General features: G+C 37.5%; 27 protein-coding genes and 1 pseudogene. 17 read left to right on the forward strand and 11 right to left on the reverse strand.

The window, feature by feature from the left end; all coding sequences use genetic code 11:
* The first annotated feature begins 21 nt into the window (after positions 1-21).
* Positions 22-414 carry an acyl-CoA thioesterase gene (locus tag F3H00_RS09135; RefSeq protein WP_148800099.1) on the forward strand — a complete coding sequence of 131 codons (393 nt, stop codon included), beginning with the start codon at positions 22-24 and terminating at the stop codon, positions 412-414.
* On the opposite strand, the gene F3H00_RS09140 is transcribed toward F3H00_RS09135, so the two are convergent.
* Positions 405-764: a Fur family transcriptional regulator gene (locus F3H00_RS09140; RefSeq protein ID WP_148800096.1), complete on the reverse strand. Its 360-nt coding sequence runs from the start codon at positions 762-764 to the stop codon at positions 405-407. The genes F3H00_RS09135 and F3H00_RS09140 overlap by 10 nt on opposite strands.
* A gap of 147 nt (positions 765-911) precedes the next feature.
* On the opposite strand from F3H00_RS09140, the gene F3H00_RS09145 reads away from it, so the two are divergent.
* From F3H00_RS09145 to F3H00_RS09160, 4 genes are read left to right on the forward strand one after another with little or no spacing between them, the layout of a single operon-like run.
* Positions 912-1,847 (forward strand): metal ABC transporter solute-binding protein, Zn/Mn family, encoded by a 936-nt coding sequence (locus tag F3H00_RS09145; RefSeq protein WP_149703818.1) that lies wholly within the window; start codon positions 912-914, stop codon positions 1,845-1,847.
* Between the two features lie 3 nt (positions 1,848-1,850).
* On the forward strand, positions 1,851-3,356 hold the full coding sequence (locus tag F3H00_RS09150) for a nickel/cobalt transporter (RefSeq protein WP_149703819.1): 1,506 nt from the start codon (positions 1,851-1,853) through the stop codon (positions 3,354-3,356).
* Positions 3,353-4,138 (forward strand): metal ABC transporter ATP-binding protein, encoded by a 786-nt coding sequence (locus F3H00_RS09155; protein ID WP_149703820.1) that lies wholly within the window; start codon positions 3,353-3,355, stop codon positions 4,136-4,138. The genes F3H00_RS09150 and F3H00_RS09155 overlap by 4 nt, the downstream gene beginning before the upstream one ends.
* A 1-nt stretch (position 4,139) precedes the next feature.
* Entirely contained in the window at positions 4,140-4,946 is an 807-nt protein-coding gene (locus tag F3H00_RS09160) for a metal ABC transporter permease (RefSeq protein WP_087577230.1), read from the forward strand.
* Here the strand turns inward: F3H00_RS09160 and F3H00_RS09165 are convergent.
* Together F3H00_RS09165 and F3H00_RS09170 are read right to left on the reverse strand one after the other, a co-directional pair.
* Positions 4,927-6,258 (reverse strand): MATE family efflux transporter, encoded by a 1,332-nt coding sequence (locus F3H00_RS09165; RefSeq protein WP_149703821.1) that lies wholly within the window; start codon positions 6,256-6,258, stop codon positions 4,927-4,929. The genes F3H00_RS09160 and F3H00_RS09165 overlap by 20 nt on opposite strands.
* A 252-nt stretch (positions 6,259-6,510) precedes the next feature.
* Entirely contained in the window at positions 6,511-6,960 is a 450-nt protein-coding gene (locus tag F3H00_RS09170; RefSeq protein WP_072594030.1) for a type II secretion system protein, read from the reverse strand.
* Positions 6,961-7,101: 141 nt separating this feature from the next.
* On the opposite strand from F3H00_RS09170, the gene F3H00_RS09175 reads away from it, so the two are divergent.
* Together F3H00_RS09175 and F3H00_RS09180 are read left to right on the forward strand one after the other, a co-directional pair.
* On the forward strand, positions 7,102-7,974 hold the full coding sequence (locus F3H00_RS09175) for a cytochrome-c peroxidase (protein WP_148800084.1): 873 nt from the start codon (positions 7,102-7,104) through the stop codon (positions 7,972-7,974).
* The gene (locus F3H00_RS09180; protein ID WP_148800081.1) at positions 7,964-10,384 is read left to right on the forward strand and encodes a bifunctional diguanylate cyclase/phosphodiesterase; all 2,421 of its coding nucleotides are present in this window, start codon (positions 7,964-7,966) and stop codon (positions 10,382-10,384) included. The genes F3H00_RS09175 and F3H00_RS09180 overlap by 11 nt, the downstream gene beginning before the upstream one ends.
* A gap of 3 nt (positions 10,385-10,387) precedes the next feature.
* Here the strand turns inward: F3H00_RS09180 and F3H00_RS09185 are convergent, their stop codons facing one another.
* The gene (locus F3H00_RS09185) at positions 10,388-11,146 is read right to left on the reverse strand and encodes an exodeoxyribonuclease III (RefSeq protein ID WP_148800078.1); all 759 of its coding nucleotides are present in this window, start codon (positions 11,144-11,146) and stop codon (positions 10,388-10,390) included.
* Between the two features lie 53 nt (positions 11,147-11,199).
* Here F3H00_RS09185 and F3H00_RS09190 point away from each other — a divergent pair, with 53 nt between their 5' ends.
* On the forward strand, positions 11,200-11,565 hold the full coding sequence (locus tag F3H00_RS09190; protein ID WP_148800076.1) for a diacylglycerol kinase: 366 nt from the start codon (positions 11,200-11,202) through the stop codon (positions 11,563-11,565).
* Position 11,566: 1 nt separating this feature from the next.
* On the forward strand, positions 11,567-11,794 hold the full coding sequence (locus F3H00_RS09195) for a replication/maintenance protein RepL (protein WP_072594035.1): 228 nt from the start codon (positions 11,567-11,569) through the stop codon (positions 11,792-11,794).
* 27 nt (positions 11,795-11,821) lie between these two features.
* Here F3H00_RS09195 and F3H00_RS10655 read toward each other — a convergent pair.
* From F3H00_RS10655 to rpsT, 4 genes and pseudogenes are all read right to left on the reverse strand, one after another.
* A pseudogene (locus F3H00_RS10655) lies at positions 11,822-12,056 on the reverse strand (FAD-binding protein); the annotation flags it as partial.
* Positions 12,057-12,231: 175 nt separating this feature from the next.
* The gene (locus F3H00_RS09205; protein ID WP_148800073.1) at positions 12,232-12,651 is read right to left on the reverse strand and encodes a TOBE domain-containing protein; all 420 of its coding nucleotides are present in this window, start codon (positions 12,649-12,651) and stop codon (positions 12,232-12,234) included.
* 343 nt (positions 12,652-12,994) lie between these two features.
* Positions 12,995-14,062: a peptide chain release factor 1 gene (gene prfA / locus F3H00_RS09210; RefSeq protein ID WP_148800071.1), complete on the reverse strand. Its 1,068-nt coding sequence runs from the start codon at positions 14,060-14,062 to the stop codon at positions 12,995-12,997.
* 13 nt (positions 14,063-14,075) lie between these two features.
* The gene (gene rpsT, locus F3H00_RS09215) at positions 14,076-14,345 is read right to left on the reverse strand and encodes a 30S ribosomal protein S20 (protein WP_009295094.1); all 270 of its coding nucleotides are present in this window, start codon (positions 14,343-14,345) and stop codon (positions 14,076-14,078) included.
* A gap of 158 nt (positions 14,346-14,503) precedes the next feature.
* Here rpsT and glmM point away from each other — a divergent pair, with 158 nt between their 5' ends.
* From glmM to F3H00_RS09245, 6 genes are all read left to right on the forward strand, one after another.
* Positions 14,504-15,844: a phosphoglucosamine mutase gene (gene glmM / locus F3H00_RS09220; RefSeq protein ID WP_021086624.1), complete on the forward strand. Its 1,341-nt coding sequence runs from the start codon at positions 14,504-14,506 to the stop codon at positions 15,842-15,844.
* Complete coding sequence (gene lspA, locus F3H00_RS09225; protein ID WP_148800067.1) at positions 15,837-16,289, forward strand: signal peptidase II; 453 nt, start codon at positions 15,837-15,839, stop codon at positions 16,287-16,289. Before glmM ends, lspA begins: the two co-directional genes overlap by 8 nt.
* Positions 16,279-16,641 carry an NINE protein gene (locus F3H00_RS09230; protein ID WP_148800064.1) on the forward strand — a complete coding sequence of 121 codons (363 nt, stop codon included), beginning with the start codon at positions 16,279-16,281 and terminating at the stop codon, positions 16,639-16,641. The genes lspA and F3H00_RS09230 overlap by 11 nt, the downstream gene beginning before the upstream one ends.
* A gap of 9 nt (positions 16,642-16,650) precedes the next feature.
* The gene (locus F3H00_RS09235; RefSeq protein ID WP_054195978.1) at positions 16,651-17,085 is read left to right on the forward strand and encodes a HemJ family protein; all 435 of its coding nucleotides are present in this window, start codon (positions 16,651-16,653) and stop codon (positions 17,083-17,085) included.
* 9 nt (positions 17,086-17,094) lie between these two features.
* Complete coding sequence (locus tag F3H00_RS09240; RefSeq protein ID WP_148800061.1) at positions 17,095-17,640, forward strand: HI_0983 family protein; 546 nt, start codon at positions 17,095-17,097, stop codon at positions 17,638-17,640.
* A gap of 116 nt (positions 17,641-17,756) precedes the next feature.
* The gene (locus F3H00_RS09245) at positions 17,757-19,196 is read left to right on the forward strand and encodes an acetyl-CoA carboxylase subunit A (RefSeq protein WP_107811486.1); all 1,440 of its coding nucleotides are present in this window, start codon (positions 17,757-17,759) and stop codon (positions 19,194-19,196) included.
* 40 nt (positions 19,197-19,236) lie between these two features.
* On the opposite strand, the gene F3H00_RS09250 is transcribed toward F3H00_RS09245, so the two are convergent.
* On the reverse strand, positions 19,237-19,737 hold the full coding sequence (locus tag F3H00_RS09250) for an outer membrane protein assembly factor BamB family protein (protein ID WP_508610269.1): 501 nt from the start codon (positions 19,735-19,737) through the stop codon (positions 19,237-19,239).
* A gap of 264 nt (positions 19,738-20,001) precedes the next feature.
* Between F3H00_RS09250 and F3H00_RS09255 the strand changes: the two genes are divergently transcribed.
* Both F3H00_RS09255 and gdhA read left to right on the forward strand, forming a co-directional pair.
* A complete protein-coding gene (locus tag F3H00_RS09255) occupies positions 20,002-20,574 on the forward strand; it encodes an SMI1/KNR4 family protein (protein ID WP_148800058.1) in 573 nt (190 codons plus the stop codon).
* Positions 20,575-20,704: 130 nt separating this feature from the next.
* The gene (gene gdhA, locus F3H00_RS09260) at positions 20,705-22,063 is read left to right on the forward strand and encodes an NADP-specific glutamate dehydrogenase (RefSeq protein WP_148800056.1); all 1,359 of its coding nucleotides are present in this window, start codon (positions 20,705-20,707) and stop codon (positions 22,061-22,063) included.
* A gap of 812 nt (positions 22,064-22,875) precedes the next feature.
* Here gdhA and infC read toward each other — a convergent pair.
* Positions 22,876-23,394: a translation initiation factor IF-3 gene (gene infC / locus F3H00_RS09265; RefSeq protein WP_054195973.1), complete on the reverse strand. Its 519-nt coding sequence runs from the start codon at positions 23,392-23,394 to the stop codon at positions 22,876-22,878.
* Positions 23,391-25,211 (reverse strand): threonine--tRNA ligase, encoded by a 1,821-nt coding sequence (thrS, locus tag F3H00_RS09270; RefSeq protein WP_148800053.1) that lies wholly within the window; start codon positions 25,209-25,211, stop codon positions 23,391-23,393. Before thrS ends, infC begins: the two co-directional genes overlap by 4 nt.
* Positions 25,212-25,386: the final 175 nt, after the last annotated feature.

Raw genomic sequence — 25,386 nt, forward strand, 5'->3', positions numbered from 1 at the left:
TTTTAGCAAAAAAGGCTAGAAATGAAAGATTTTATCTACAAAGTAATAATCCCACCACAAGCCATTGATATGCACGGACACATGAATAATGTCTATTATTTCACTCTTATGCAAGAGGCTTCATTTGCACATTCTGCCGCAGTTGGAGACACGGTCGAGGCGCAGTATAAAAGAGGCGAGATCTGGCTCATTAGAAAAAATGAAGCCAAATATATAAAAAGCGCAAAATTGATGGATGAGATAGAAATTTACACTTACACACAAACTGAAGGCAAGGCGACTTCGTGTAGATATTTTGAGTTTAAAAAAGATGGTGAACTAATAGCAACTGGCAAAACCGAGTTTGTCTATATTGATCTAAAAACGAATCGTCCAAAAGCCATTCCAGCTGAGATAATCGCTCTTTACTCGTGATCACACTCATCACAAACGCCTTTTATCACGGCACTTTTTATATTTTTAGCGACGTTTAGATGTGGCATATCGATGTTTGTGACTTTATGACAGATATCGCAGATAAAGTACGCTTTTGCCTCATTTGCTAGTTCGTAGTAGCTTTTATGATTATTTTCGGTTTTTATGACAAGGCCCTTTTTTTCAAAAATTTCTATGCTTCTATAAAAAGTAGTTTTATTTGCATTAAGGCTTTCTAAAATTTCATCATAACTTAATGGAGTTTTGGCATTTTGCAAAATTTCAACGAGCTTTATGCGAAAAGTAGTTGCCTTGATACTATGCTCTTCTAAGAAATTTCTTTCATTCATCCTTGCCCTTTTTATTTTTTGTATATTAACGCTAAAAGTTTTAAATTTCATTTAAAAAGCACTATATTTAGGCTTTTGTTCTTTAAGTTGCAACCAAGTTGCAATCTGCTAAACTTCCGCAATATTTTTTCAAACAAAGGAGAGATGGTGAGAAAGATTTTTGTTTTTTTAGCAGTTTGCGCTTTGTCACTTTTTGCAAAGCCAGTTGTTACGACTAGTATATTGCCTACAAAATTTTTTGTTGAGCAGATCGCTGGTGATACACTAAGCGTAAATACAATGGTTGGCAAAGGTGCTGATCCACACACTTATGAGCCAAAGCCAAAACAGATGAAGGAGCTTGAAAAGAGCGAGCTTTACTTTGCTATTGGTATTGAATTTGAAGATACTTGGCTAGAGCGTTTTTCAAAATCTTTTAAAAATTTACGCATTATAAAAACACAAGAAGGTATCGAAAAGATAGCTATGAACGATGAGCATGAGCATCATGAACACCATGAACATCATGAGCACAAGCATGAGGGTGAGCATAAACATGAACATCACGAGCATCATGACCATGACCACGAAGCTGGCGAACATCATCACCATCATCATGATGGCCTTGATCCGCACATTTGGCTTGATCCAGTTTTAGTAAAAACTCAAGCTGATAATATTGCTAAGGCATTAATAGAGAAATTCCCACAAAATGCAAAGCTCTATGAGGAAAATTTAGCTAAATTTAAAGCTAGTCTTGACGAGCTTGATAGCTTTATCAAAAATACTCTAAAAGATGTTAAAACTCGCGAATTTATCGTATATCACCCATCTTGGGGATATTTTGCAAAACGCTATAACTTAGAGCAAATCGCTATCGAGATAGAGGGCAAAGAGCCAAAGCCAGCTGAGCTAAAAGAGCTCATAGAAGAAGCTAAAGAGCACGGCGTAAAGGTCATTTTCGTGGCTCCGCAGTTTCCAACAAAGGCTGCGAATTTAGTAGCAAAAGAGACTGGCTCAAAGGTCATAAGCATTGATCAGCTCCCAGAAAATTGGCTAGATGAGATGAAAAAAACAGCAGAAATTTTTGCTAAGAGTCTATAAAAAATGTTAGCACGCCTGATTGTCATTTGCTTCTTTGCTATAAATGCCTTCGGGTGTGCTCTTTGCTCGCTTTATAGCCCGACCGCTCACGTGAGCGTAAAATTTGACTCAAACGAAAACAATATCACTACAATTGCTTTTTCATGGACATTTTCACAAAATTTCTCAGAGCTTATGAGGCAAAATTTTGACCTAAATCAGGATGAAAAGATAGATGAAAGTGAGATCAAAAAGATCCGCTTAAATTTACTTGATTATCTTGTGCCAAGGCACTATTTAACGAATATTGAGTACTTTTACAAAGATGAAAATGCTACAAAGCTTGAGCTAAATTTAAAAAAGTATAAACTCTATTTTGATGAGGGCAGATTAAAATTTGATGTTAGTTTTAAGACAAATTTGCTTATCAAAGATGGCTTTGTGGTGTCTGTTGAAATGGACGATAAAGAGGGATATTTTAATTTTAAATTTACACAAAATAACGCATTTTTGGTATCAGATCAGTTTTGGACAATACCAAATCCAAATGCAAATTTAATATTTTTTACATTTTCAAGTAAAGCTGCAGCCAAAGCTCATAATGAAAAGCCTGCATTAAAAGAGCTTCTAAAAGAGCCAAACTCAGTAAATTTTGAAGGTGAAAATTTAAGCCAGATCGATAAAATCGATGAAGCTAAGTTTGATCTTGTTTCAAAAACAAGTCTAAGCATGCTTGATAGATTAAAGCAAATTCTAAGAAATTTTGATCAAAAAAGTCCGCTAACTCTGCTATTTTTAGCGCTCATATCATTTGGTTATGGCTTTTTGCATGCTGCATCTGCTGGACATGGCAAGGTGCTTACAAGCTCTTATTTTGCCGCAACTGGTGGAAGCTACGCCAAAGCCTTTTTCTTCTCTTTAAAGATCGGATTTTTACATGTTGTGGGTGCGTTTATTTTTGTGCTTGCTAGTTTTATGATGTTGCGTGAGATCAGTAGCGATCTGACAAAAGATACAGCAAGCGTTACGACAGCATTTTCTGGCGTTATTATCTTTTTTGTAGCGATTTTTATGCTTTATAAAAAGGTAAAAATTTATCTTTCAAGCAAAAAAGAGTTAAATAAATTTTATATTTTTAGCTCAAGTTTAAGCCAAAATTTGAGTAAAAATACAAAATTTACTAGCGACTGTGGCTGTAATATCTGTACTACAAAAAAACCAAAAAACAAAGAAGAATGGCTGGTTGCGGCTGCTGCGGCACTTATTCCTTGTCCTGGCACGATACTTGTCTTTGTGCTAGCAAATGAGCTAGGCAGCTACATTGCAGGCATTATAAGTGGCCTATTTATGGCGCTTGGCATGAGCGCAGTGATATTTTTAGCGGCTGTTTTTGGAGCCAAGATAAATGAGAACACAAACATTAAGTTAAAAAAGTTTAAAATCTATGCCGAATTTATGGCACTTAGCGTTATGCTTTGGCTTGGACTTTTTATTTTTACTACGACATTTACGCAAAAGAGTCTGTTTTGAAAGAAATTATAAAAATTAAAAATTTAAACTTTAGCTACGATAAACAAGTGGTTTTAGAAGATATCAATTTAGATTATAATAGCGATGAGTTTTTAGCTATCATCGGTCCAAATGGTGGTGGCAAAAGTACGCTTTTAAAGCTTATATTAGGGCTGCTTAAGCCTCAAAGTGGTGAGATAAAGCTCTTTGGAAAAGAGCCAAGCGAAGTCAGTAAATTTATAGGTTATGTGCCTCAAAATTTTCTCTCAAATCAAAGCTTTCCAATGATGGTTTTAGAAGTAGTTTTAATGGGGCTAATAGACAAAAAAATTTTTGGTTTTTACTCGCGAGATGAGAAACAAATGGCTCTTGGTGCCCTTGAGAAAGTTGGCATGAAAGAATTTGCAAGCGCTAGAATTGGTGAGCTAAGCGGTGGCCAAAGACAGCGTGTATATATCGCAAGAGCGCTTTGTGCAAATGCAAAAGTCCTCGTTTTAGACGAGCCAACAGCCAGTATCGACACAAAGGGTCAGGCTGAAATTTATGAAATTTTAAAAAATATAAATGCAAGTGGTGTTGGCGTAGTTTTGGTAAGTCACGATCTAAATATCGTACTAAATTATGCTACAAAAATCGCCTATGTGAGTAAAAATTTACATATTCATAAAACTCATGAAGATACCGCAAAAAGAGAATTTATAGAGCATTTAGCAAAATCTCATAGCCATTTTTGTGACGTCGAGATCGCACTTGGCGAATGTGAGTGCAAAATCAAAAGTAATGTTTTTAAGCTAAAGAGATAAAATGAGTGAAATTTTAGAGTTAAATTTTATGCAAAATGCCTTTATTGCTGGTATTTTAGTGAGTATCATTTGTGGGCTCATAGGCTCACTCGTTGTTATAAATAAAATGACTTTTATCGCTGGCGGTATCGCGCACGGAGCATATGGCGGCATAGGACTTGCCTTTTTCTTCTCGCTCGAACCACTTCTTGGAGCTAGCATATTCTCGCTCTTTTTAGCCCTTATAATCGCCACTATCACGTTAAAAGATAAAACCAACATCGACTCAGTCATCGGTGCTATTTGGGCATTTGGCATGGCTATTGGTATCATTTTTATCGATTTAACTCCAGGATACAATGCCGATCTTATGAGCTATCTTTTTGGCTCTATCTTAGCAGTGAGCGGGCAAGATATAACATTTATGAGTATTTTAGATATCTTATTTTTAGCACTCATTGCCCTTTTTTACCGTCAATTTGTAGCTATTAGTTTTGATGCAGAATTTGCAAAGCTACGCGGTGTAAACACAACATTTTTTCACTATTTATTAGTATGTATGATGGCACTTTGTGTGGTGGCTACGATTCGTGTTGTGGGGCTGATTTTAGTCATCGCTCTTCTTACTATACCGCCATATTTAGCACAAATTTTTGCCAAAAGACTGGGACTGATGATGCTAATCTCTACTATCTTTTCAGTCATTTTTTGCTTTAGTGGTCTATTTATTAGCTTTTATTTTAACCTAACAGGCGGAGCTAGCATAATCTTAGTTGCTTCACTTTGCTTTTTTGCTTTTTGTTTTAAATTTAAAAGCTTACGTCAGTAGCCCTTCTTAACTGATAAAGCGTCCAAAAGACGAAGCAAATAGCTGTGAGATAGACACTAAAAAATAGAGCCAGCCATATAAATTTTATCTCAAGACCAAAATAGAAAACTACTGCGTAAAAAAGTGATCCTTGAAGTATAAATTGCCTAAATCCATTTAGCAAAAAGATGGCCACTGGGCGTTTTATAGCCTGAAGAGTACTGCCTGAGACGTTTATCGTGCCATAAGCTACGTAAGCAAGAGAATTTATACCAAGATAAAGCCCTGCTATCTCCAAAACTGCCGGCGTATCATCAAAAATTCTTATCATATCTTCACTAAAAAATCTAATAAAAACGCAAGCAAATGCACAATAAATAAGTAAAAAAAGAAGCGAAATTTTATAGCATTGTTTAGCTCTTTTAAAATTTTTAGCGCCATAGTTTCTTGAAACGATACTTAAAACTGCTGCAGCCATACCAATGGTCGGCAATACCAAAATTTGCTCTATCCTTAAAACTATACCATATCCTGCTACGGCATTTACGCCATAGTAGCTTATAAATTTTAAAAGTACAAGTGAGCCAAGCGACATCGATAGATAGTTCAAGCAAGCTGGTAGAGCTTGTTTTGTAATCTTTGCCCAAATGCTAAAATTTGGCACAAAATAGCTTAAATTTCTTGGCTCGATCATCTTAGCTTTTTTAACTTTTACAAAAAGATAGATCATGCCCAAAAGCTGAACACTAGCTGTTGCTAGAGCAAGTCCTTTTACACCAAGATCCAAAATGAATGCAAAAAAATAGCAAAAAAATGCATTGATAAAAAGGCCATAAAATAGCCAATCGCGGTAACTTTTTGTATCTCCAAGTGCCACAAGCACTCCGTTTAGAGATTTGATAATCAAGAAAAATGGTGCAGCAAGAAAGATAACACCCGCGTAATCAAGCGCCTCTTTTAAATAGTGATGATCAGCCCCTAAAAAAGTGAGTAAATTTGGTGCTAAAAAATAGCCACAAAACCCCATAAAAATAGCAAATGCTAGCACAAAGATAATTCCATTTGCCGCATAAAATTTAGCCATTTTTACTTTTCCTGCTCCAAGACTATTGCCTATTAGCGCAGTTAGCGCTGAGCCAAAACCAAGCCCAATGCCTACAATACTTAGATAAAGCAAAAAGCTCATAGCCATACCAGCTACGGCAAGGGTAGAAATTTTTGCTGCAAAAAATATGCCGGTAACATTATAAAGAGTATTAAACATCATTGCGGTGCCAGCTGGAAGCGAAAGCGAAATGATGAGCTTATTTAACGGGTCTTTTAGTAAATCCATGGCTTGATTTTACGTTTTTTATCTTTAAAATTTGTAAAGGATAAAATCAATTAAATTTAATAAAAGGCCATTACCCATTAGCATAAGTTAGGATTGATGCTTTTTGGCAATGTATTAAATCTTAGAAAGCTTATTTTTATGTATATAAATTATTTGTATAAAAGAAAATTTATATTTCTATCAGTCTTTGTTATATTAAAAATTTAGTAGGACAAAAATCATAAAAAGCAAGGAAAATACCTTGCTAAATTTTTATTTATATTTTATGCCCATGCCACCAAATTTAAGTGTATTAGCTGTCTTGTTGTCGGTAGTACTTTCGATTAAGGCTTTAACATCTACTAAGCCTGGCAAGCCCCAAACTTGTTTGCAAAGACCGCCTGTTTTTATAGTTATTCCTATCTCACCAGTAGTATTATTTCCAGGACGTACTTCTAAACACTCATCATCTTTTGCTTTTACTGGTGTTTTTACATTTGACATTTTTTTGACAGCTTCTTTAATATCCGAATCAGTAGCAAATTCACCTTGCGAAGTATAGTAAGAACCCAAGTCCGAAATAAGTGTTTGTATGTTTGAAGCAGTTTTTGATATCTCTGCATCATCCCTTGTTGCAGCTAATTTTGGTATAGCAACCGCAGCTAATATGCCCAATATAACGATCACGAAGATCAACTCAATCATCGTAAAGCCTTTTTTCATGACTTCTCCTCCCTGAAATATAAATATTTTCTAAATCGAGCGAATTGTATCATAAATTTCAAAAAAGCAATAAAATAATGTACTATATAAAAAATTAAAAATTTGCCGATATAAAAAAGAAAATTAAAATTTAGGGGCGTTATGAAGAGCGTTATACTTTGTCTATTTATCATCACGATTTCATTTTGTAAATATGAATCCTACAAACCTCTTACGGTAGTAAAATATAATGAAGAAAAGGCTCTGCTTGGTAAAAAACTCTTTTTTGACAAAAGACTAAGCCCAAACGAAAACTACTCTTGCCAAACTTGTCATAACTTGTATTGGAATTTAAGCGGAAGCAACCAAGATAGCATGGAAAAAGGTACTTTAAATCCTCCAACCATATTAAATGCTGCAGCGAATTATCTATTTTATAGCGATGCAAAGATTAGCAATTTAAAAGATCAAGTAAAAGAGTCCATAACTTCTAGAATAGAACTAAACTCGGATAACGACAAGATAGTGGATTCTGTAAATAATATCTCTGAGTACAAAATTTTATTTAAAAAAATTTATAATGACGGCATTAATTTTGATAATATTGCAGATGCAATAGCTGAGTTTGAAAAAGCTGTCTTAAGTGTTGATTCACCATTTGATCGTTTTATATCAGGTGATAACAATGCCATAGATGATAGCGCAAAGAAAGGATTTGAGATATTTAATAATATAGGCTGTGCTGCTTGTCACAATGGTAGAAATTTAGGAGGAAATTTGACACAAGATATTGGTCGAGAAAGAATTTCTGCCTTAGATACAAGTAAAAGATTAAGAAGAGTGCCATCACTAAGAAATATTACAAAGACTGCTCCATATTTATCCCATGGAGAGATAAACGATCTAAAAGAGGCTATAAGCTTTATTAGTAACTACCAGCTAGGATACATTCTTAGCAAAGATGAAATTGATGCTTTATACTCATTTTTTCTGACATTAAATGGTAAAAAGCCTAGGATACTAAATGAGTACTAAACGAATAAAAACCATACTTAGCGTCTTAACAGCTATATTTTTCATTAGTGCGTTTTTTATATATAAAGCAAATATAGCTATTGGTGCAGCTCATAAATTTGATGACGGGATTTTAAATCTAAAATTTATAGACAATGAGATAACTTTTTCTTTGAATAATATTTATGATATCTCAAACTACGACAAGCTCAATGCTGACATAAATTCTTTTGATACAAATTTAAGCAACCTTTCAATACTTAGTGATGAGATGTTGTTATTTCATCAAAATGAAATAAAAAAAGACCTACAAAACATAAGAGATGTATTTAGTAAAAAAGTATTTTTTTTACAAAGATCAGCTTATGTAAACTCATCTATAGATTCTTATATCCAAATAAGTCAATATGAAATACAAAATCTCGCACTTTCAAATAAGCTTGAGCCTATATTTTATGCGATAAAAGGTGCTTTGATGCTTAGTCCTGAAGCAATAGATGATATTTCAAAGCAAATAAAAATGTATAAAAACGAGTATAAAGATAACCAAAAAGCTCAAAATGTATTAGACAAGATACTTTATGCAGCTCAAGCTACAAAAACATTACGTACAATCTCAAATAGTGTAAAAGAGCTACATCTTGATAATCTGATAGAAAATTTTAGAAACAAAATCCTAGAATTTCACTCTGATGAGGTGAATAAGGCAAAAATAGCTCAGAGAATTTGCTTGCTTACATTTATAATATTTTGTTCATTTGGTCTCTATCAAATTAAAATGGCCTCAGAGCGTTTAAGACAGATAAAACTCCTAAGAACGACAGTCGAAAACGATCATAGCTCTATTATCTATTGCGATAAATACAATAGAATTTCATACGTAAATAAAACCTTTGAAGAAAAAACTGGCTACAAGCTAAAAGAAGTAATAGGCAAAAACCCTAGAATACTAAAATCATATATGCACCCGCAAAGCTTTTATGAATCCATAAAAGAGGCTGTGCAAAAATCTCTACCTTGGGAGAGCGATGAGCTTATAAGCAGAACAAAAAACGGTAATTTTTTATATGAAAAGGTAAAATTTTCACCATTTTTCTTTAAAAATAAATTTGAGGGCTATATAGCGGTAAAACTTGATAGGACTAAAGAGACGCTGATACTAAACGAGCTGACTCAAAAAAATGAACAAATAAAAATACAATCTTCAATCGATAAGCTAACAGGATTTGGTAACTACTTTGCTTTAACTGAAATTTTAGACGCACAAAAAGATGGAGTGCTAATTTGCTTAAGCATTAAAAATTTTAAAATTTTAAGATTCTTTTATCAAACTAAGATTATCGATGCAATGCTAAAAGCAGTTGCTGATACACTAAAGCTTTGTATAGATACTTCTGAGATAAAAGCAAAGCTATTTAGATTTCAAGATGACGCATTTTATATGTGGTATGAAGGCGATAATATCGTAAGAGATATTGAATACATAAGAGAATATTTTGGCTCAAATAGGATAAATATCGCTATTGATGAAAAATTTGAAAATTTACCAGGCATAAAGATGGTATTTGGTGTTTCATTGCCAAACGATACCCCACAAACTAACCGCCTAATGCAATCAGTCCTTGCAAATCAGCTCGCAATAGAAAATGGTAGCAATATTTACTACTATCTAGAAAATGACGCAATTGAGATGAAATATCACAAAAATCAGCTGGCAGTTCAGCTAATTGAAGATGCGTTAGAAAATGATAGAGTCATAGTAGAAGCACAAGGTATCTTTAACTTAGAAGAAAATGAGACCGAAGCAAAGTATTATGAAGTTTTGGTTCGTATAATCGATCAAAATGGCAAGATACACTATCCGGGCGAATTTTTAGATATTGCTATGAAAACTCAGTTATATCCGCAAATAACCAAAAAAGTTATAGCCCTTGCATTTGATTTAGCCAAAAAATATCCAGACTATACATTCTCAATAAATTTATCTAATACAGACATAGCCGACGCTAGTATGAGAGAGCTTATAGAAAATAAACTGATCGAGTGCAAAGATCCTAATAAAATTTGCTTTGAAATGCTAGAGAGCGAAGAGCTTAGCGACTATGTTGCGGTAAATTCTTTTATAAAACGCGTCAAGGGCTATGGATGTAAAATTTCCATTGATGACTTTGGCTCAGGGTACTCAAACTATTACCGAATTTTGGAGCTTGATATAGACACCATAAAGATAGATGGCTCGATAATCAAAAAGCTTCCATTTGATGAAAATGCTAGAGTTCTAGTAGAAACCATCGTAAGCTTTGCAAAAAAGCAAGGCTACAAAATAGTAGCCGAGTTCGCAAGCTCAGAAGAAATTTTAAACCAAATCAAAAATTTTGGAATACCTTACGCACAAGGTTTCTTACTGGGCAAGCCCCGCAGAATGGAATAGTGGCTAAATTTCTATATCTATCCCAACTGGGCAGTGATCGCTGCCTGTGACCTCTGGCAAGATAAATGCGTCTTTTAGCCTATCTTTTAATCCTTGTGAAATAAAGAAATAATCAATTCTCCAGCCGACATTTTTAGCCCTTGCATTAAAGCGATAGCTCCACCACGAGTAAGCGTCCGCTACGTCGCCATTTATAGCTCTAAAAGTATCTATAAAGCCGCTTTTTAGTACCTCATCGATCCATGCTCGCTCGATAGGTAAAAAGCCAGAAGTTTTGGCATTTGCCTTTGGATTTTTAAGGTCGATCTCACGGTGAGCGGTATTTACATCACCACAAAATATCACCTCTTTGCCGTTTTTTACAAGCTCTTTGCAGTAAGCTAAAAATTTCTCGTAAAAGTCCATTTTATAGGCTAGGCGCTCGTCATCCTTTTGGCCGTTTGGAAAATAGATATTAAAAAGTACAATATCATTAAATCTATGCTCCAAAACACGCCCCTCCGTGTCGTCGAAAAAAGCTGCCTTTTGTGTAGAAATTTCAAAATTTGCTAGGCTCATCACGCCAGAGTATCCGGCTCTCTCGCCTGAGTTTACGCTTATATCTTTAAAACCAAGGTTATAAATTTCCTTTGGCACATCACTTTCTTTGACTTTAATCTCTTGAAGCGCCAAAAAATCAGGCCTTATCTCATCAAGCCAACCAAAGCCATCTTTTGTTACAAGTGCTCTAAGGCCATTTACGTTCCAACTAATAAGTTTCAAATTTCATCCTTTTTTTAATTATAATTATGCCAAAAATCACAAAAAGGAAAATTATGAGAAACCAGCCAGAGTATAAATTTTTAAAAAATTTTGGCTATGCAAGAGAGGGTTTGGCTGAAATTTTTAAAAATGAAAAGAGCTTTCGAATAGAAATTTGCATATTTTTATTAGCAACACTATCGCTATTTTTTTGGAATTTTGGCCTTGTTTTTAATCTATTTTTGATCTTTAGCATGGCATTTGTGATAGTTTGCGAGTGCCTAAACTCTGGCTTAGAGCGAGTAACTGATCTTACAAGCCCAGACTATCACGCCCTAGCAAAGGCGGCAAAAGATGCAGGAAGTGCGGCTGTGATGATCGCAAATTTCTTATGTGGCGCACTTTGGTGCGTGGCAATAGGATATAAAATTTGGGGCTAGTATGAATGAAGAAATTTACAAGGCAATAATTGGCGAGAAAAAGGTAGAAATTATAAATTTGCTAGTTAAAAGCTGTGATGAAAATGGCTTTATTGTAGTAAAAATTTCAGAAATTTGTGAAAAGCTAGATGTGAGCAAACCAACCGTTATAAATACCTTTAAGCTACTTGAAGAGAAGAAAATTTTCGAGCGAGTGAAAAATGGAGTTTATAGATTTAAAAATTTATAGTGGCGAGCAAACGCCTGCCACATCTTTTTAACTGATACTCTCAGTAGTGATCATGCTAAATGTCAAGCGGTCAGTTATCACGACTGGGCCTAGACGAATGGCTCATGAACGCCACCTACATTCTCGCCAGATGCATATAAATTTGGTATAGGCATAGCCGTTTGAGAGCTTATGACTTGGGCTTTTGTGTTGATATTTGGCCGCCTATTGTTTGGTGAACCTTTGGCGTGCCATGCTCTGCTTAAAATGGCGGATAGGCTATAAAAGTAAAAAAATAATATAAATCTTCCTATAAAATTTTTAAGTAAATAGCTTTAAAAATATTCACTACGACTTATTTAAATTTATAACTTAGTTGATAAATTTTAGAGTATTTTAGATTTTAGTTTAAGAATAAAATTTAATTTAGAAGGAACGGAGCAAAACTGCTCCGTAAATTATTCAACACCAACTATGATTTGAGTTGCTTTGATAATTGCAGTTACTTTATCTCCTGCTTTTAAAGCTAGACTACTAACTGACTCTCTTGTGATGATAGCTGAAATTTTACTGCCATTTACATCGATAATAACTTCAGCATTTACAGCTCCGTCTTTTATCTCGCTAACAACACCTTTGATTTGGTTTGTAGCGCTAAGTTTGATGCTGTCATCTTTTGAAACGATAACGCTTGAAGCTTTGAATAAAAATATAGCTTTTTTACCAACTTTTAGATCAAGACTCTTCTCGCTATCAACTGTAACAGTAGCTTTTAAAACTTCGTCACCTGCGAGTTTACCAGCGATCAGCGAATTTACCACACCTGTTCTTACTTCAGAAATTTCAACATTTAATTGATTTCTTGCACTTATTGACATTTTGTCTCCTTTTTTTAATTAATTTATGGTGAAATTGTAAGGTAGAATTATTAAGTAAAACTTAAAAATCATTTATGCAAAATTATAATATCAAAAATAAAGATTTTATACTTTTAAATACCCTAGAAATCGCTATTTGAAAAATAAAATCTAAAAACCTAATTTATATTATTTTGAAAAAAATGAGAAAAAATATTACTAACTACTACTTTTAAATATCTATTTTTGTAAAATTCTTGTAAATTTGGCTTTAAAGCTTGGTAAATTTAAAAGTATTTTAATCTAAAGTAATATTTTTAGGTAAAGAAATAAATTATAAAATTTGAAATAGAAATTTGAAAGTTTAAATGCCAGCTTCTAGCATAGCTTCTGCTTGATAATGCGTAATAAGTGGCTCGATGATCTCGTCAAATAATCCCGCAGCCATAATCGCATCAAGGCGATAAAGTGTTAAATTTATACGGTGATCGCTTATGCGGTTTTGCGGATAGTTGTATGTCCTTATCCTGCCAGAACGATCTCCGGTGCCAACTTGGCTCTTTCGCTCACTAGTCTCTTTTGCAAGCCTCTCTTGCTCTTGAAGCTCATAAAGTCTAGCCTTTAGCACCTTCATCGCAGCTTCTTTATTTTTGTGCTGACTCTTGCCATCTTGGTTTGTGACAACAAGGCCTGTTGGTATATGTGTGATCCTAACGGCGCTATCGGTTGTATTTACTGACTGACCGCCATGGCCCGAGCTTCTCATCACATCGACTCTTATATCATTTGGATTGATCTCGATCTCACTATCCTCGACCTCTGGCATAATAGCCACAGTAACAGCCGAAGTGTGCACCCTGCCCTGGCTCTCGGTCTCTGGCACACGCTGAACTCTATGCGTGCCACCTTCAAATTTTAGCCTCGAGTAAGCACCTTTACCTTTTATAAGCACTATGATCTCTTTAAAGCCGCCAGTGTTACCCTCGCTTTGGCTAACGATCTCAAATTTATATCCTCGAAGCTCCGCATATCTAATGTAAGCATTAAAAAGATCTCCAACAAATAGTGCAGCCTCATCGCCACCAGTACCTGCGCGAATTTCTAAAAATATATTTTTATCATCGTTTGGATCTTTTGGAAGAAGTAAAATTTTGATCTCTTCTTCAAGCTTCTCTCTTGAAATTTCTAAATTTTTAAGCTCATCTTTTGCAAGCTCGCCAAGTTCAGTGTCCTCAAGCAGGGCTTTATTTTCGTCGATGTCTTTTAAAATTTCTAGATATTTTGTTGCGGCTGTTGCGACTGGCTCGATTGATGACTGTTCTTTTGAAAGCTTTGCCATCTTTTCGATATCGTTTGCTATATTTGGATCGCTAAGAAGCGTAGAAATTTCATTATAGCGATCCAAAAATGGATGAAGTTTATCAGCAAACATTAAATTTTATAGATTAAGCAGCTTTTAGAGTATTTACCAATTGTGCAAGACGACTAACGCGGCGAGCAGCAGTTTGTTTCTTCAAAAAGCCCCTGCTTACGAAGCTGTGGATGCTTTTGTTAGCAACTTTTAAAGCCTCATTTGCAGCTTCAATATCTTTAGCTTCTACAGCTACACGCACTGCTTTTGTGATATTTTTAAGTCTAGTGCGGTAAAATCTGTTTCTCTCGGTTCTTTTTATAGTTTGTCTAGCTCTTTTTTCAGCAGATTTATGGTTTGCCATAATATACCTTTATTTGATAATTTTAGTCGATGATTATATGAAAACTATAATAAATTTAACCTTAATTTAAGTCATCCTTAATGAAAGTAAAATTTTAGATTTTAAATTAGGTAAATTCTGATAAAATAGCACAATTTTATAATAAAAAGGATAAATTTATGAAACTATTTGGAACGGATGGAGTTCGTGGAAAAGCTGGTGAGAAGCTTTCAGCTCAAACATCTATGCGTCTTGCAATGGCGGCTGGAATTTATTTTAGAAAGACGTCAGCAACAAATGTGATTTTGGTTGGAAAAGATACTAGAAAAAGCGGTTATATGATAGAAACCGCCATCGTTGCGGGGCTGACTGCAGTTGGCTACAACGTCCTTCAAATAGGCCCTATGCCAACACCTGCGATCGCATTTTTAACAGAAAATATGCGCTGCGACGCTGGCATAATGATAAGCGCCTCACACAACCCATACTACGATAACGGCATCAAATTTTTTGATAGCTTTGGCAACAAGCTTGATGAGACGATAGAGGCTGAGATAGAAAAAATCTTCTACGACGATGAGCTCATCGCAAATGCCCAAAAGACGATGACAGAAATCGGTGCAAACAAGAGGATCGACGATGTTATCGGCAGATATATCGTGCAGATCAAAAATTCATTCCCAAAAGAGCTAAATTTAAAGAATTTACGAGTGGTTTTAGACGTGGCAAACGGAGCTGCTTACAAGGTCGCACCAACTGTATTTAGCGAGCTTGGAGCTGATGTCATCGTCATAAACGACGAGCCAAATGGTAGCAACATTAACCAAAACTGTGGCGCACTTCATCCAGAAGATCTAGCAAGCGAGGTAAAAAGGCTTCGTGCCGACATCGGCTTTGCATTTGATGGCGATGCTGATAGGCTTGTAGTAGTTGACGAAAACGGCGAAGTCGTGCATGGAGATGCGATACTTGGCTCACTAGCTGCATTTTTACACGAGCAAAAGGCGCTAAAAGGCGGAGCTATCGTGGCTACGGTAATGAGTAACGCCGCACTTGATGACTATCTAAAAGCTCACAAGATCAAGCTACTTCGCTCAAACGTAGGCGATAAATACGTGCTTGAAATGATGAAAGAAAATGGCATAAATTTTGGCGGCGAGCAAAGCGGCCACGTGATATTTAATGACTACGCTAAAACTGGCGACGGTCTTGTTACCTCAATGCAAGTCGTTGCAATGATGCTTAAAAAAGGCAAAAAAGCTAGTGAAATTTTTGGCGAGCTAAAGCCATATCCACAAATTTTACTAAATTTAAAGATCACAGAGAAAAAGCCGCTTGATAAGATAGAGGGTCTAAAAGAGCTTGAAGCTAGCCTTGCAAAAGAGGGCATAAGATCGCTCTTTAGATACTCTGGCACTGAAAATTTGATCAGACTTTTGCTCGAGGGCAAAAATCAAACTTTAGTTGAAAAACGCATGGATGAAGTTGAGAAATTTTTTGTAAAAGCCCTAAATGCGTAAAAGCTTAGTTAAATTTTTCATCGCATTTTTTATCATTTTTATCGTTGATCAAGCGATAAAGATGATATTTATAGATGGTTTTTCGTGGGACGGAGAGTTTTTTTCGCTAGTTCTTACATATAATAAGGGTGTTGCATTTTCGATGTTTGCCTTTTTAGATGAGTGGCTGAAATTTATCCAAATTGCCCTTATTTTAGGCGTTTTTGTCTATCTGGTCGTTGAAAAAAAACTACTTTGCTCGCATGCCATTTGGCTTGGAGCTTTGCTAGGAGCTGGTAGCTCAAATATCACAGATAGATTTGTCCATGGTGGTGTCGTGGATTACGTCTTTTGGCACAAGTGGTTTAACTTTGCAGTCTTTAACTTCGCTGATGTAATGATCGATCTTTGCGTCGTGATGATACTTTGGCAAAGTTTTAGAAAAAGGAGAGAGAGTGGGAAATAATATCTACGTCGCATACGCGCTTTGGCTACTTACTGGCTGGCTTGGAGCGCATAGAATTTACCTTGGTAAATTTATCACTGGCTTTTTGATGATGGGACTATTTTTTATCGGTTACTCTTTGCAAATCATCCTCATTGGCTACTTATTTTTGGCTATTTGGGGCATTTGGTGGCTAATCGATGCATTTTTGGTTGGTGCTTATGTCGAGAAAAATTTACAAAAAGTCGAGCTAAAAGAGAGACTAAAACTAAAAGATAAAGAAGAGGACTTAAAAAGGCTTTATGAGCTTTTTGAGAGTGGTGCGATCAGCAAGGCTGAATTTGAAGCTAGAAAAGAGATACTTTTTAGATAAGGAGACGTTATGGCAGAATATTATCTTTACTTAAAATACCTCCACTATTTGTTTTTCATCTCGTGGATGGCAGTGCTGTTTTATCAGCCAAGGCTCTACGTTTATCACGTAGAAAATATGGACAAGCCAGACTTTGTCAAAGTGGTTGAGGTGATGGAGTATAAAATGTATCACTACATCGGCTGGGTCGCACTGATTGGCTCATTTTTCACTGGCATTTTGATACTTATCGCGATGCCTGATCTTATAAAAACTGGTCACATCCATGTCAAAATTTTAGTTGTCATCTTGATGGCTATCTATCACCTAGACCTTGGACGCTACATGAAGCAGCTCAAAGAAAAACGCTGTAACAAAAGTGGCATCTTCTTTAGAGCTTACAACGAAGTGCCAACTATTGCAATGCTTATCATCATCTGGGTAATGATAGTAAATCCATTTTAAGGGAATTTGATGAAGAAATTTTTAGCATTTATCACTTTGCCAGCGCTCTTGCTCGCAGCTACTCAGTATTTTGAGCCGGTGCAGCTAAAATTTGACAACAGACTATATTCACTAGCATATTCAGCCAAGCCTGTGCCAAATTTATTCACGCAGGAGTATTTGCTCCCTGGCGAGAAACTAGATAGTTTTAGCTACATGCTCTCGCTAAACACGCTTAAATTTGACGCTACGCCAGAGCAAGCAGTCGAGCAAAAGATAAATGATTTAAAAGAGCTAAAGGCAAAAGGGCTAAAAGTGGCTTATAAAAAGGGCTCGCTGGCAAATGAAATTTATCTTGATATCACGATATTTTCAAACCTAAATGGCGTGCCAACAGCCGAGCACTCGATATATCGCTACACCAAACAAAGCGGAAATTTAGTCCTTTTTACCATCCAAAGGCGCGCTTATAAAAAAGAGGGCATTCAAAGATTTGCTACAAATTTCACGATCGAGTCGCAAGATTTTAGCAAAAAAGCCCTAGCCACACCTTTTCCACAAATCATCAATAGATAGACAAATTTGAGTGTAATTTTAGCCTTTGCACTCAAATTTTAAAACCAGACTTAATAAATTTATCTAAAAATAAAACGAATAGTTATATGATAAGCAAAACTCAAAAAGGATAGCCTATGATACATAAAATTCTTATCGCAAATCGTGGTGAGATCGCAGTTAGGATAGTCAGAGCTTGTAGGGATTTACACATTCAAAGTGTAGGAATTTATACAGCGCCAGACAGCGAATGCTTGCATGTAAGGATCGCTGATGAGGCCTATCAAGTGGGCGAAGATCCGATCAAGGGCTATCTTGACGCCAAAGCTATCGTAAAGCTTGCTAAAGAGTGCGGGGCTGACGCGATACACCCAGGATACGGCTTTTTAAGCGAAAACTACGAATTTGCAAAGGCGGTCGAGGACGCTGGGCTTATCTTTATCGGTCCAAAGGCTGAAGTGATCAGAAAAATGGGTGATAAAAATATCGCAAGATACCTAATGAAGAGAAACGGCATACCAATCGTTCCAGGCACGGAAAAGCTAAATGATGAGAGCATGGATGCCATAAAAGAGCACGCTAGACGTATCGGCTATCCAGTCATTTTAAAAGCAAGCGGAGGAGGAGGCGGCCGTGGTATCAGGGAGGTCTGGCAAGAAGAAGATATGCAAGATGCCTTTGAGTCGTGCACCAGAGAGGCAAAAGCATACTTTAACAACGACGAAGTTTTTATGGAGAAGCTTGTCGTCAATCCTCGCCACATCGAGTTTCAAATTTTAGGCGACAACTACGGTAACATCATCCACCTTTGCGAGCGTGACTGCTCTATCCAAAGGCGCCACCAAAAGATCATCGAGATCGCACCTTGCCCTTCTATCAGTGAAAATTTAAGAAAGATCATGGGTGTGACTGCGGTGGCTGCTGCAAAGGCTGTGGGCTACTCAAACGTCGGAACGATAGAGTTTTTGCTAGATGACTACAACAACTTTTACTTTATGGAGATGAACACCCGTATCCAAGTGGAGCACGGCATCACTGAAGAGATCACAGGTCATGATCTTGTCGTTAGGCAGATAAGAATAGCAGCTGGTGAAATTTTAGAGATAGAGCAAAGCGATATCAAACCACGCGGCTACGCGATAGAGGCTAGGATCACGGCTGAAAATGTTTGGGAGAATTTCATCCCAGCACCAGGCACGATCGAGGGCTACTACCCAGCTCTTGGCCCATCCGTACGCGTCGATAGCCACGTCTATAAGGACTACACCATACCGCCATTTTACGACTCACTTATCGCAAAACTGATCGTCAAGGCGACTGATTACGATCTTGCTGTAAATAAGCTTGAAAGAGCACTTGAAGAATTTACAATCGAGGGCGTGCGAACGATCATCCCATTTTTGCTAACGATCAGCAAAAGTAAGGAATTTAGAAGGGGATTTTTCGATACTAGCTACGTTGAGAAAAACTTAAAAACTATCCTTGAAAACACCTATGATGATATGAACAAAGAGCCAAATGACGACCTAGAAGAGGTCATCGTAGAGGCGATAAAAAGATATAAAAAGAAGAGATAAATTTATCTCATTATGGCTTTGGCGAAATTTATCGCCAAGGCTAAATTTCTGCGCAAACTGCGTAAATTTTAGCTCCGTCATTTGCCACAGCATAGAGCCTGCCACCGCTTACTAGCATGATCTGATCTGCGCTAAGCCTAAATTTCTCAAACTCTATCTCTTTTAATAGCAAGCCATCTTTGGCGCTTATCAAAACTGGCTTATTTTTGCGGTTTGCGAGCAAAATTTGACTCTCGACCCAAACAAAATGCTCCGTGCCGCTGGTTTTAAACTTAAACACCACCTCGCCACTTTTTGCATCCACAGCGTATAGATCTCGGCCCTTGCCAGCGGTGCCAAAGTAAAGCACCCCATCATTCAGGCAAACTGGCGTGTAGAGATATGCGCCAAGCTTTAGCCGCCAGATGGTCTTGCCTATCCTTGCGCCCTGCTCTTTGGGTGGCAAATTAGTATTTAAATTTTCATCTTCTGCTTCGCTTTTAAACTCTGCACCACACAAAATTTCTTTGCACTCCATCATAAATGGCGAGCTCATTCGCACGCAAAAACCATCAAATTCATACGTTTTAGCGTCGTTATAAATCTCTTTTATGGGCTACGCGGCTTTACCAAGCCAATTTACCTCATCATTAATCCTTTATAACATATCACATTTAGTGATTGCTAGTTTTCTTAGTTATCTCTGCAAGCTTCTTAAATTTATGAAGATCATGGTCTAAATTTGGTAACAAATGAGCCAAAATTAAAAGCTCTCTGAAATAAATTTGATAAAATTTGCCAAAATTTAGCAATTTTAAGGAGCGATATGTTTTTAAAACTAGATGAGATCGCTAAAAAACTAGATCAAATTTTCTTGCCACTAGAGCAAGAAGGCATGACTGGCATGAGACTTTTACCACAAAAGGACGCTTCGGCGCTTATACAAGCGCAAAAGAGCCTTGGCGTAAATTTTCCAGCTAAATTTACAGAGCTTTTAAACAAATTTGACCTTGGCAATTTTGAAATTTGCAATATCAGTTTTGGCTCCAGAGGCGACTATGCAAGCGAGCTAGTGCGGCTAAATAGCGTAGATGAATTTGGTGGCAAATGGTGGCATGGCGAGGCTCGCCCAGCAAATTTGATAGTTTTTGCCGTGGGTGATCCGTGGATATTTTTGCTTGATTGCACGAGTGGTGCAGTCTATGCGTGGCTACTTGGAGATAAAAAGCTTTGCAGCAGGCGCGTTGCGAGCGACTTTGAAAAATTTTTCACAGCGCTTGCCAGCACCTATATAGCAAGGCTAAATGATGAAGCCCTACCATCAGCCCAGCATATCCTAAATTTTGTCCAAGCAGACGACACAGCACTTTCTTTTTGGCAAGAGATGGCGCAAATTTAGTAAATTTTATAAATTTAGTTTCGATATGTAACACTCATTGCCCAAAATAAAAATATTAAAATATCTTTAAATAAAAATTTTTTCTAGCCGAGCTAATATTTAACTACAAAAAAAGGAAAAAGGAGCAAAAATGAGCGAGTACATCGAACAAACGATGGAGTGGATAAAGAAGACCAACCCAGGTCAAGGCGTCTTTGTCCAAGCTGCGACTGAGGTTTTAAACAGCCTAGAGCCGCTTATCAAAAGAGAGAGCAAGTACCAAAAACACGCGATCCTAGAGCGCATCGTCATCCCTGAACGCACGGTGATCTTTCGCGTGACATACACGGGCGATGATGGCAGACCAAAGGTAAATAACGGCTACCGCGTGCAGTTTAACTCAGCTGTTGGCCCATACAAAGGCGGTCTAAGGCTCCACCCAAGCGTCGATCTTGGCGTGCTAAAATTTCTTGGATTTGAGCAAATTTTCAAAAACTCGCTCACTGGCGTAAATATCGGCGGCGCAAAAGGCGGCAGCACCTTTGATCCAAAGGGCAAGAGCGAGGGCGAGATAATGCGCTTTTGCCAAGCATTTATGAGCGAGCTATATCGCCACATCGGCAACACCGTGGATGTGCCAGCAGGCGACATCGGCGTGGGCGCTAGAGAGATCGGCTATATGTTTGGTCAGTATAAAAAGCTAACTGGCAGATTTGATGGCATCCTAACTGGCAAAGGGCTAAACTGGGGCGGCAGCCTAGCGCGCACAGAGGCTACTGGATACGGACTAGTATATTTCACTCAAAACATGCTAAAAAAAGCTGGACTTGATCTAGAGGGCAAAAAATGCAGCGTCAGCGGTAGCGGAAACGTCGCCATCTACACAGTCGAAAAGCTCTATCAAGCAGGCGCACTGCCTATCACCGTTTCTGACTCAAACGGATATGTCTATGACGCTGAGGGCATCGATCTAGCGGTACTTAAAGAGTTAAAAGAGGTCAAGCGCGCTCGCCTTAGCGAATACACCAAATTTAGACCAAACGCAAAATACGTAAGCGTAAGCGAGTACAAAGAGGGCAGAAACGGCGTGTGGGACGTGCCGTGCGACGGAGCGTTTCCGTGTGCGACGCAAAACGAACTGCACCTAGCCGACATAAAGACGCTCTACGCTAACGGCTGCCGCTTTGTGGCCGAGGGCGCGAACATGCCAAGCACGCTTGATGCAATAAATTTCATGCTCGCGCAAAAAGATTTTTACTTCGCTCCAGCAAAGGCTGCAAACGCAGGCGGCGTGGGTACAAGCGGCCTAGAGATGATGCAAAACGCCGGCATGAGCTCGTGGAGCTTTGAAGAGGTTGACCGCAGACTGCACGGCATCATGAATCATATCTTTGAGCTTAGCTACGAAACTAGCAAGGAGTTTGGCGACGAGGGAAATCTGGTGCTCGGCTCAAATATCGCGGGCTTTCGCAAGGTAGCCGATGCGATGATAGATCAGGGGTATGTGTAGGACTGATTTTGCTCTTGGCTCTATAAATTTACGTCCAAGTTAAATTTGGACGTAAATCACTTTGGTTTTTTAGCTAGAAGCGAGTTTTCTTTTGGCAAGGGATAATTAAAAAATTTATAAATTTAAGCTATAAACGAGCGATTTTTTTATCAAATTTAATCTGCTATTAAGCGAAGTCTAACTTAAAACACTAAATACAAGCACCATAAACTTACAAATTCACAAGAAGTTATCAAATTTACTCTTTAAGGCGAGCTCTTACCTAGTCGAATTTCAGCAAAGCGTCCATGTAATGGTTGGTAGAAAAAGGATGGAGCAAATTCTAGTAAGTAAAAATTAAAATTTGCTCCATTTAATCCACGAACAAGAAAATTTATCGTCAAATTTGGTCGCCACATAAAACCAAGAGTAGTCAAAGCTTTTTGTAAAAAAGTATTATTAAAGCGATACCCCATTGCCAAATTTAGCTAGATATTAGGCAAAATTTAGCTTGAAAACACTCACGCAAGCACTAAAAATTTGTAAGCTCGCAAGAAAGTCGATTTACCTAGATTATTTTCAGCACAACACCCATGCAAACGATAACAAAGCGGGTAAATTCAAACAAGTAAATACCAAAATTTACTAAATTTAAACCAGATCCAAATTTTGCCTATCAAATTTAACCATAAGGTATATCAACCCTGCAAACGCCTTTGTGTAAATTTAACACATATAAAAAGATAGGATTTTTGAAAATAGTTATTTATGAGTTTTTTGTATTAAAATTTAATACAAAAAAGAGCAAGCCCTAGCCTGCTCTTTGTAGAAATTTAACCCTTTTTTGGAGTTACAAGCATATTTACATAACGACCTTCTATCATAGGTTCTTTATCGCGATCAGCTTCATTTTTTATCATTTCCCAGACCTTCTCAAGCATAGCTACACCAGCTTCTGGTGTGCTCATCTCGCGACCCTTTAAAAATACACGAAATTTAACGTGTTTGCCATCTTGCAAAAACTCGCTTGCGTGTTTAACCTTGTAGTTTATATCGTTTTGGGCGATCTTGACAGAGAGTTTTATCTCTTTTATCTCGATGGTTTTTTGCTTTTTCTTGGCTTCTTTTTGCTTTTTCTCTTGCTGATAACGGAATTTACCATAGTCCATTATCTTGCAAACTGGCGGCTTCGCGTCAGGCGCTATAAGTACTAGATCAAGCCCAAGCTTATTTGAGATCTCTAAAGCCTCTTCTCTTGAGATGACACCGTATGCTGTGCCATCATCCCCTACACATCTTACCTCTCTCGCCCTTATGTCCTCATTGAGCAATACTTCATTTTCCTTACTCAAAAATGTACCTCACTAAGTTTCTCCTTCGTTAAATTTATAAATTCCGCCAAGCTCATATCGCTCTGCGTCCTAGCCTGTCTGTCGCGTAGCGCAACGCTCTTGTTTGCTACTTCGTTGTCACCTAGCACGACTATCATAGGCACCCTTTGTTTTTCAGCCGTTCTTATTCTTTTATTTAAACTCTCATTTTTACTTGCAATCTCGCTATCGACATTAATCTTTCTTAGCTCGCGTGAAATTTCTTTTGCATAGTCTAAATGCGCGTCGCTAATAGGCACGATGACAACTTGCGTAGGAGCGATGAAAAATGGTAGCTCACCAGCAGTGTGCTCAAGTAAAATTCCTATAAATCTCTCAAAACTGCCAAGTAAAGCTCTATGAAGCATTACAGGGCGCTGGCGTTCGTTATTTGCGTCAATGTAGCCAAGATCGAAACGCTCAGGTAAGTTAAAATCAACCTGGATCGTACCACACTGCCATTTTCTCTTAAGTGCGTCGGTGATTTTGATATCGATTTTTGGACCGTAAAATGCGCCGCCGCCCTCATCGATGCCGTATTTAAAGCCATTTTCATCAAGGGCCTCTTTTAACGCTTTTGTAGCAGTTTCCCAAATTTCATCCCCACCGATCGCTTTTGTCGGCTTGGTTGAAATTTCCATCTCGTAGTGGAAGCCAAAATTTTCCATTATCTTGCCAGCAAATTTTAAAATTTCTAAGATATTTTCTTTGATCTGGCTTGGCATACAAAAGATATGTGAGTCGTCCTGGGCAAATTCGCGCACTCTGAAAAGTCCGTGCAAAACGCCGCTTTTTTCATGTCGGTGTACCACGCCGTATTCGAAAAATTTAAGCGGCAAATCGCGGTACGAACGGATATCGCTTTGATAAACCTTGATGTGACCCACGCAGTTCATCGGCTTTATACCGTATTCTGTCTCGTCGATCGTCGTAAAGTACATATTTTCTTTATAGTTTGCGTAGTGGCCGCTCTTTTTCCACACGTCGGCTTTTAGTAGCTCTGGTCCGCGCACCGGCTCGTAGCCGCGGTCGCGGTGGGCTTTATATAAAATTTGCTCGAGTTTGGAGCGTAAACGTCCGCCGTTTGGTAGCCAGATCGGTAGGCCGCCGCCGACCTCTTCGTCGAAGGTAAACAGCTTCATCTCGACGCCAAGCTTTCTGTGGTCGCGTTTTTTGGCCTCTTCGATGATACGGATGTGCTCTTTTAAGCTCTCTTTGTCAGCATAGGCTGTGCCGTAAATTCTAGTTAGCATCTCACGGCTCTCATCTCCGCCAAGATATGCTCCAGCCACGCGTGTAAGCTTGAAAAATTTTAAAAATTTAGTATTTGGTACGTGTGGTCCGCGGCAAAGATCTTCAAAATCGCCTTGCAAATAGCTGCTCACTTCACCATCTGGGATTCTTTTTAAGACCTCTTGTTTTAGGTCGTCATCTTTAAATTTATCGCTCATATTAGCTTTGGTTGAGCAGGTTTTTACGATGTCAAATTTCTTCTCAGCAAGCTCTTTCATCTTATCTTCGATTGCAGCTAGATCGCTCTCGCCTAGCTTCGTGCCCTCATCATCAACTCTAAAATCATAATAAAATCCATCTTCTACGTTTGGTCCGACAAAGAATTTCGCCTTTGGATAGAGTGACTTGATAGCTTGTGCCATGAGGTGTGCACAGGAGTGTCTGATAACGTGTAGTGCCTCTTTTGAGTTATCAAAATAGATAGGCTCAGCACTACTCTCACGCCCTGCGATACTTTGAGTATCGACTATTTCGCCATTTAGTTTGTATGCGATGATATCGCTCATTGTTTTTCCTTATATCAAATTGTCTTTTTTACGATAAAAGAACGATTAAGGATTTTATCTAAATGGGCTTTAAGCTAAACTTAATATTTACTAAGCAAATTTTTATAAATTCTTTTTAAATCCACAAGCTTTGATCTATAAATTTATTTATGAAATATATATATTTATATTTAAA

The sequence above is a fragment of the Campylobacter concisus genome (assembly GCF_902460845.1).
Taxonomy (GTDB): Bacteria; Campylobacterota; Campylobacteria; order Campylobacterales; family Campylobacteraceae; genus Campylobacter_A; species Campylobacter_A concisus_X.

Bases quoted from the DNA above. Each gene is read 5' to 3' on its own strand.
- F3H00_RS09135 (WP_148800099.1), top strand. From the start codon at position 22: ATGAAAGATTTTATCTACAAAGTAATAATCCCACCACAAGCCATTGAT.
- F3H00_RS09140 (WP_148800096.1), bottom strand. From the start codon at position 764: ATGAATGAAAGAAATTTCTTAGAAGAGCATAGTATCAAGGCAACTACT.
- F3H00_RS09150 (WP_149703819.1), top strand. From the start codon at position 1,851: ATGTTAGCACGCCTGATTGTCATTTGCTTCTTTGCTATAAATGCCTTC.
- F3H00_RS09160 (WP_087577230.1), top strand. From the start codon at position 4,140: ATGAGTGAAATTTTAGAGTTAAATTTTATGCAAAATGCCTTTATTGCT.
- F3H00_RS09165 (WP_149703821.1), bottom strand. From the start codon at position 6,258: ATGGATTTACTAAAAGACCCGTTAAATAAGCTCATCATTTCGCTTTCG.
- F3H00_RS09170 (WP_072594030.1), bottom strand. From the start codon at position 6,960: ATGAAAAAAGGCTTTACGATGATTGAGTTGATCTTCGTGATCGTTATA.
- F3H00_RS09175 (WP_148800084.1), top strand. From the start codon at position 7,102: ATGAAGAGCGTTATACTTTGTCTATTTATCATCACGATTTCATTTTGT.
- F3H00_RS09180 (WP_148800081.1), top strand. From the start codon at position 7,964: ATGAGTACTAAACGAATAAAAACCATACTTAGCGTCTTAACAGCTATA.
- F3H00_RS09190 (WP_148800076.1), top strand. From the start codon at position 11,200: ATGAGAAACCAGCCAGAGTATAAATTTTTAAAAAATTTTGGCTATGCA.
- F3H00_RS09195 (WP_072594035.1), top strand. From the start codon at position 11,567: ATGAATGAAGAAATTTACAAGGCAATAATTGGCGAGAAAAAGGTAGAA.
- F3H00_RS09205 (WP_148800073.1), bottom strand. From the start codon at position 12,651: ATGTCAATAAGTGCAAGAAATCAATTAAATGTTGAAATTTCTGAAGTA.
- prfA (WP_148800071.1), bottom strand. From the start codon at position 14,062: ATGTTTGCTGATAAACTTCATCCATTTTTGGATCGCTATAATGAAATT.
- rpsT (WP_009295094.1), bottom strand. From the start codon at position 14,345: ATGGCAAACCATAAATCTGCTGAAAAAAGAGCTAGACAAACTATAAAA.
- glmM (WP_021086624.1), top strand. From the start codon at position 14,504: ATGAAACTATTTGGAACGGATGGAGTTCGTGGAAAAGCTGGTGAGAAG.
- lspA (WP_148800067.1), top strand. From the start codon at position 15,837: ATGCGTAAAAGCTTAGTTAAATTTTTCATCGCATTTTTTATCATTTTT.
- F3H00_RS09235 (WP_054195978.1), top strand. From the start codon at position 16,651: ATGGCAGAATATTATCTTTACTTAAAATACCTCCACTATTTGTTTTTC.
- F3H00_RS09240 (WP_148800061.1), top strand. From the start codon at position 17,095: ATGAAGAAATTTTTAGCATTTATCACTTTGCCAGCGCTCTTGCTCGCA.
- F3H00_RS09245 (WP_107811486.1), top strand. From the start codon at position 17,757: ATGATACATAAAATTCTTATCGCAAATCGTGGTGAGATCGCAGTTAGG.
- F3H00_RS09255 (WP_148800058.1), top strand. From the start codon at position 20,002: ATGTTTTTAAAACTAGATGAGATCGCTAAAAAACTAGATCAAATTTTC.
- gdhA (WP_148800056.1), top strand. From the start codon at position 20,705: ATGAGCGAGTACATCGAACAAACGATGGAGTGGATAAAGAAGACCAAC.
- thrS (WP_148800053.1), bottom strand. From the start codon at position 25,211: ATGAGCGATATCATCGCATACAAACTAAATGGCGAAATAGTCGATACT.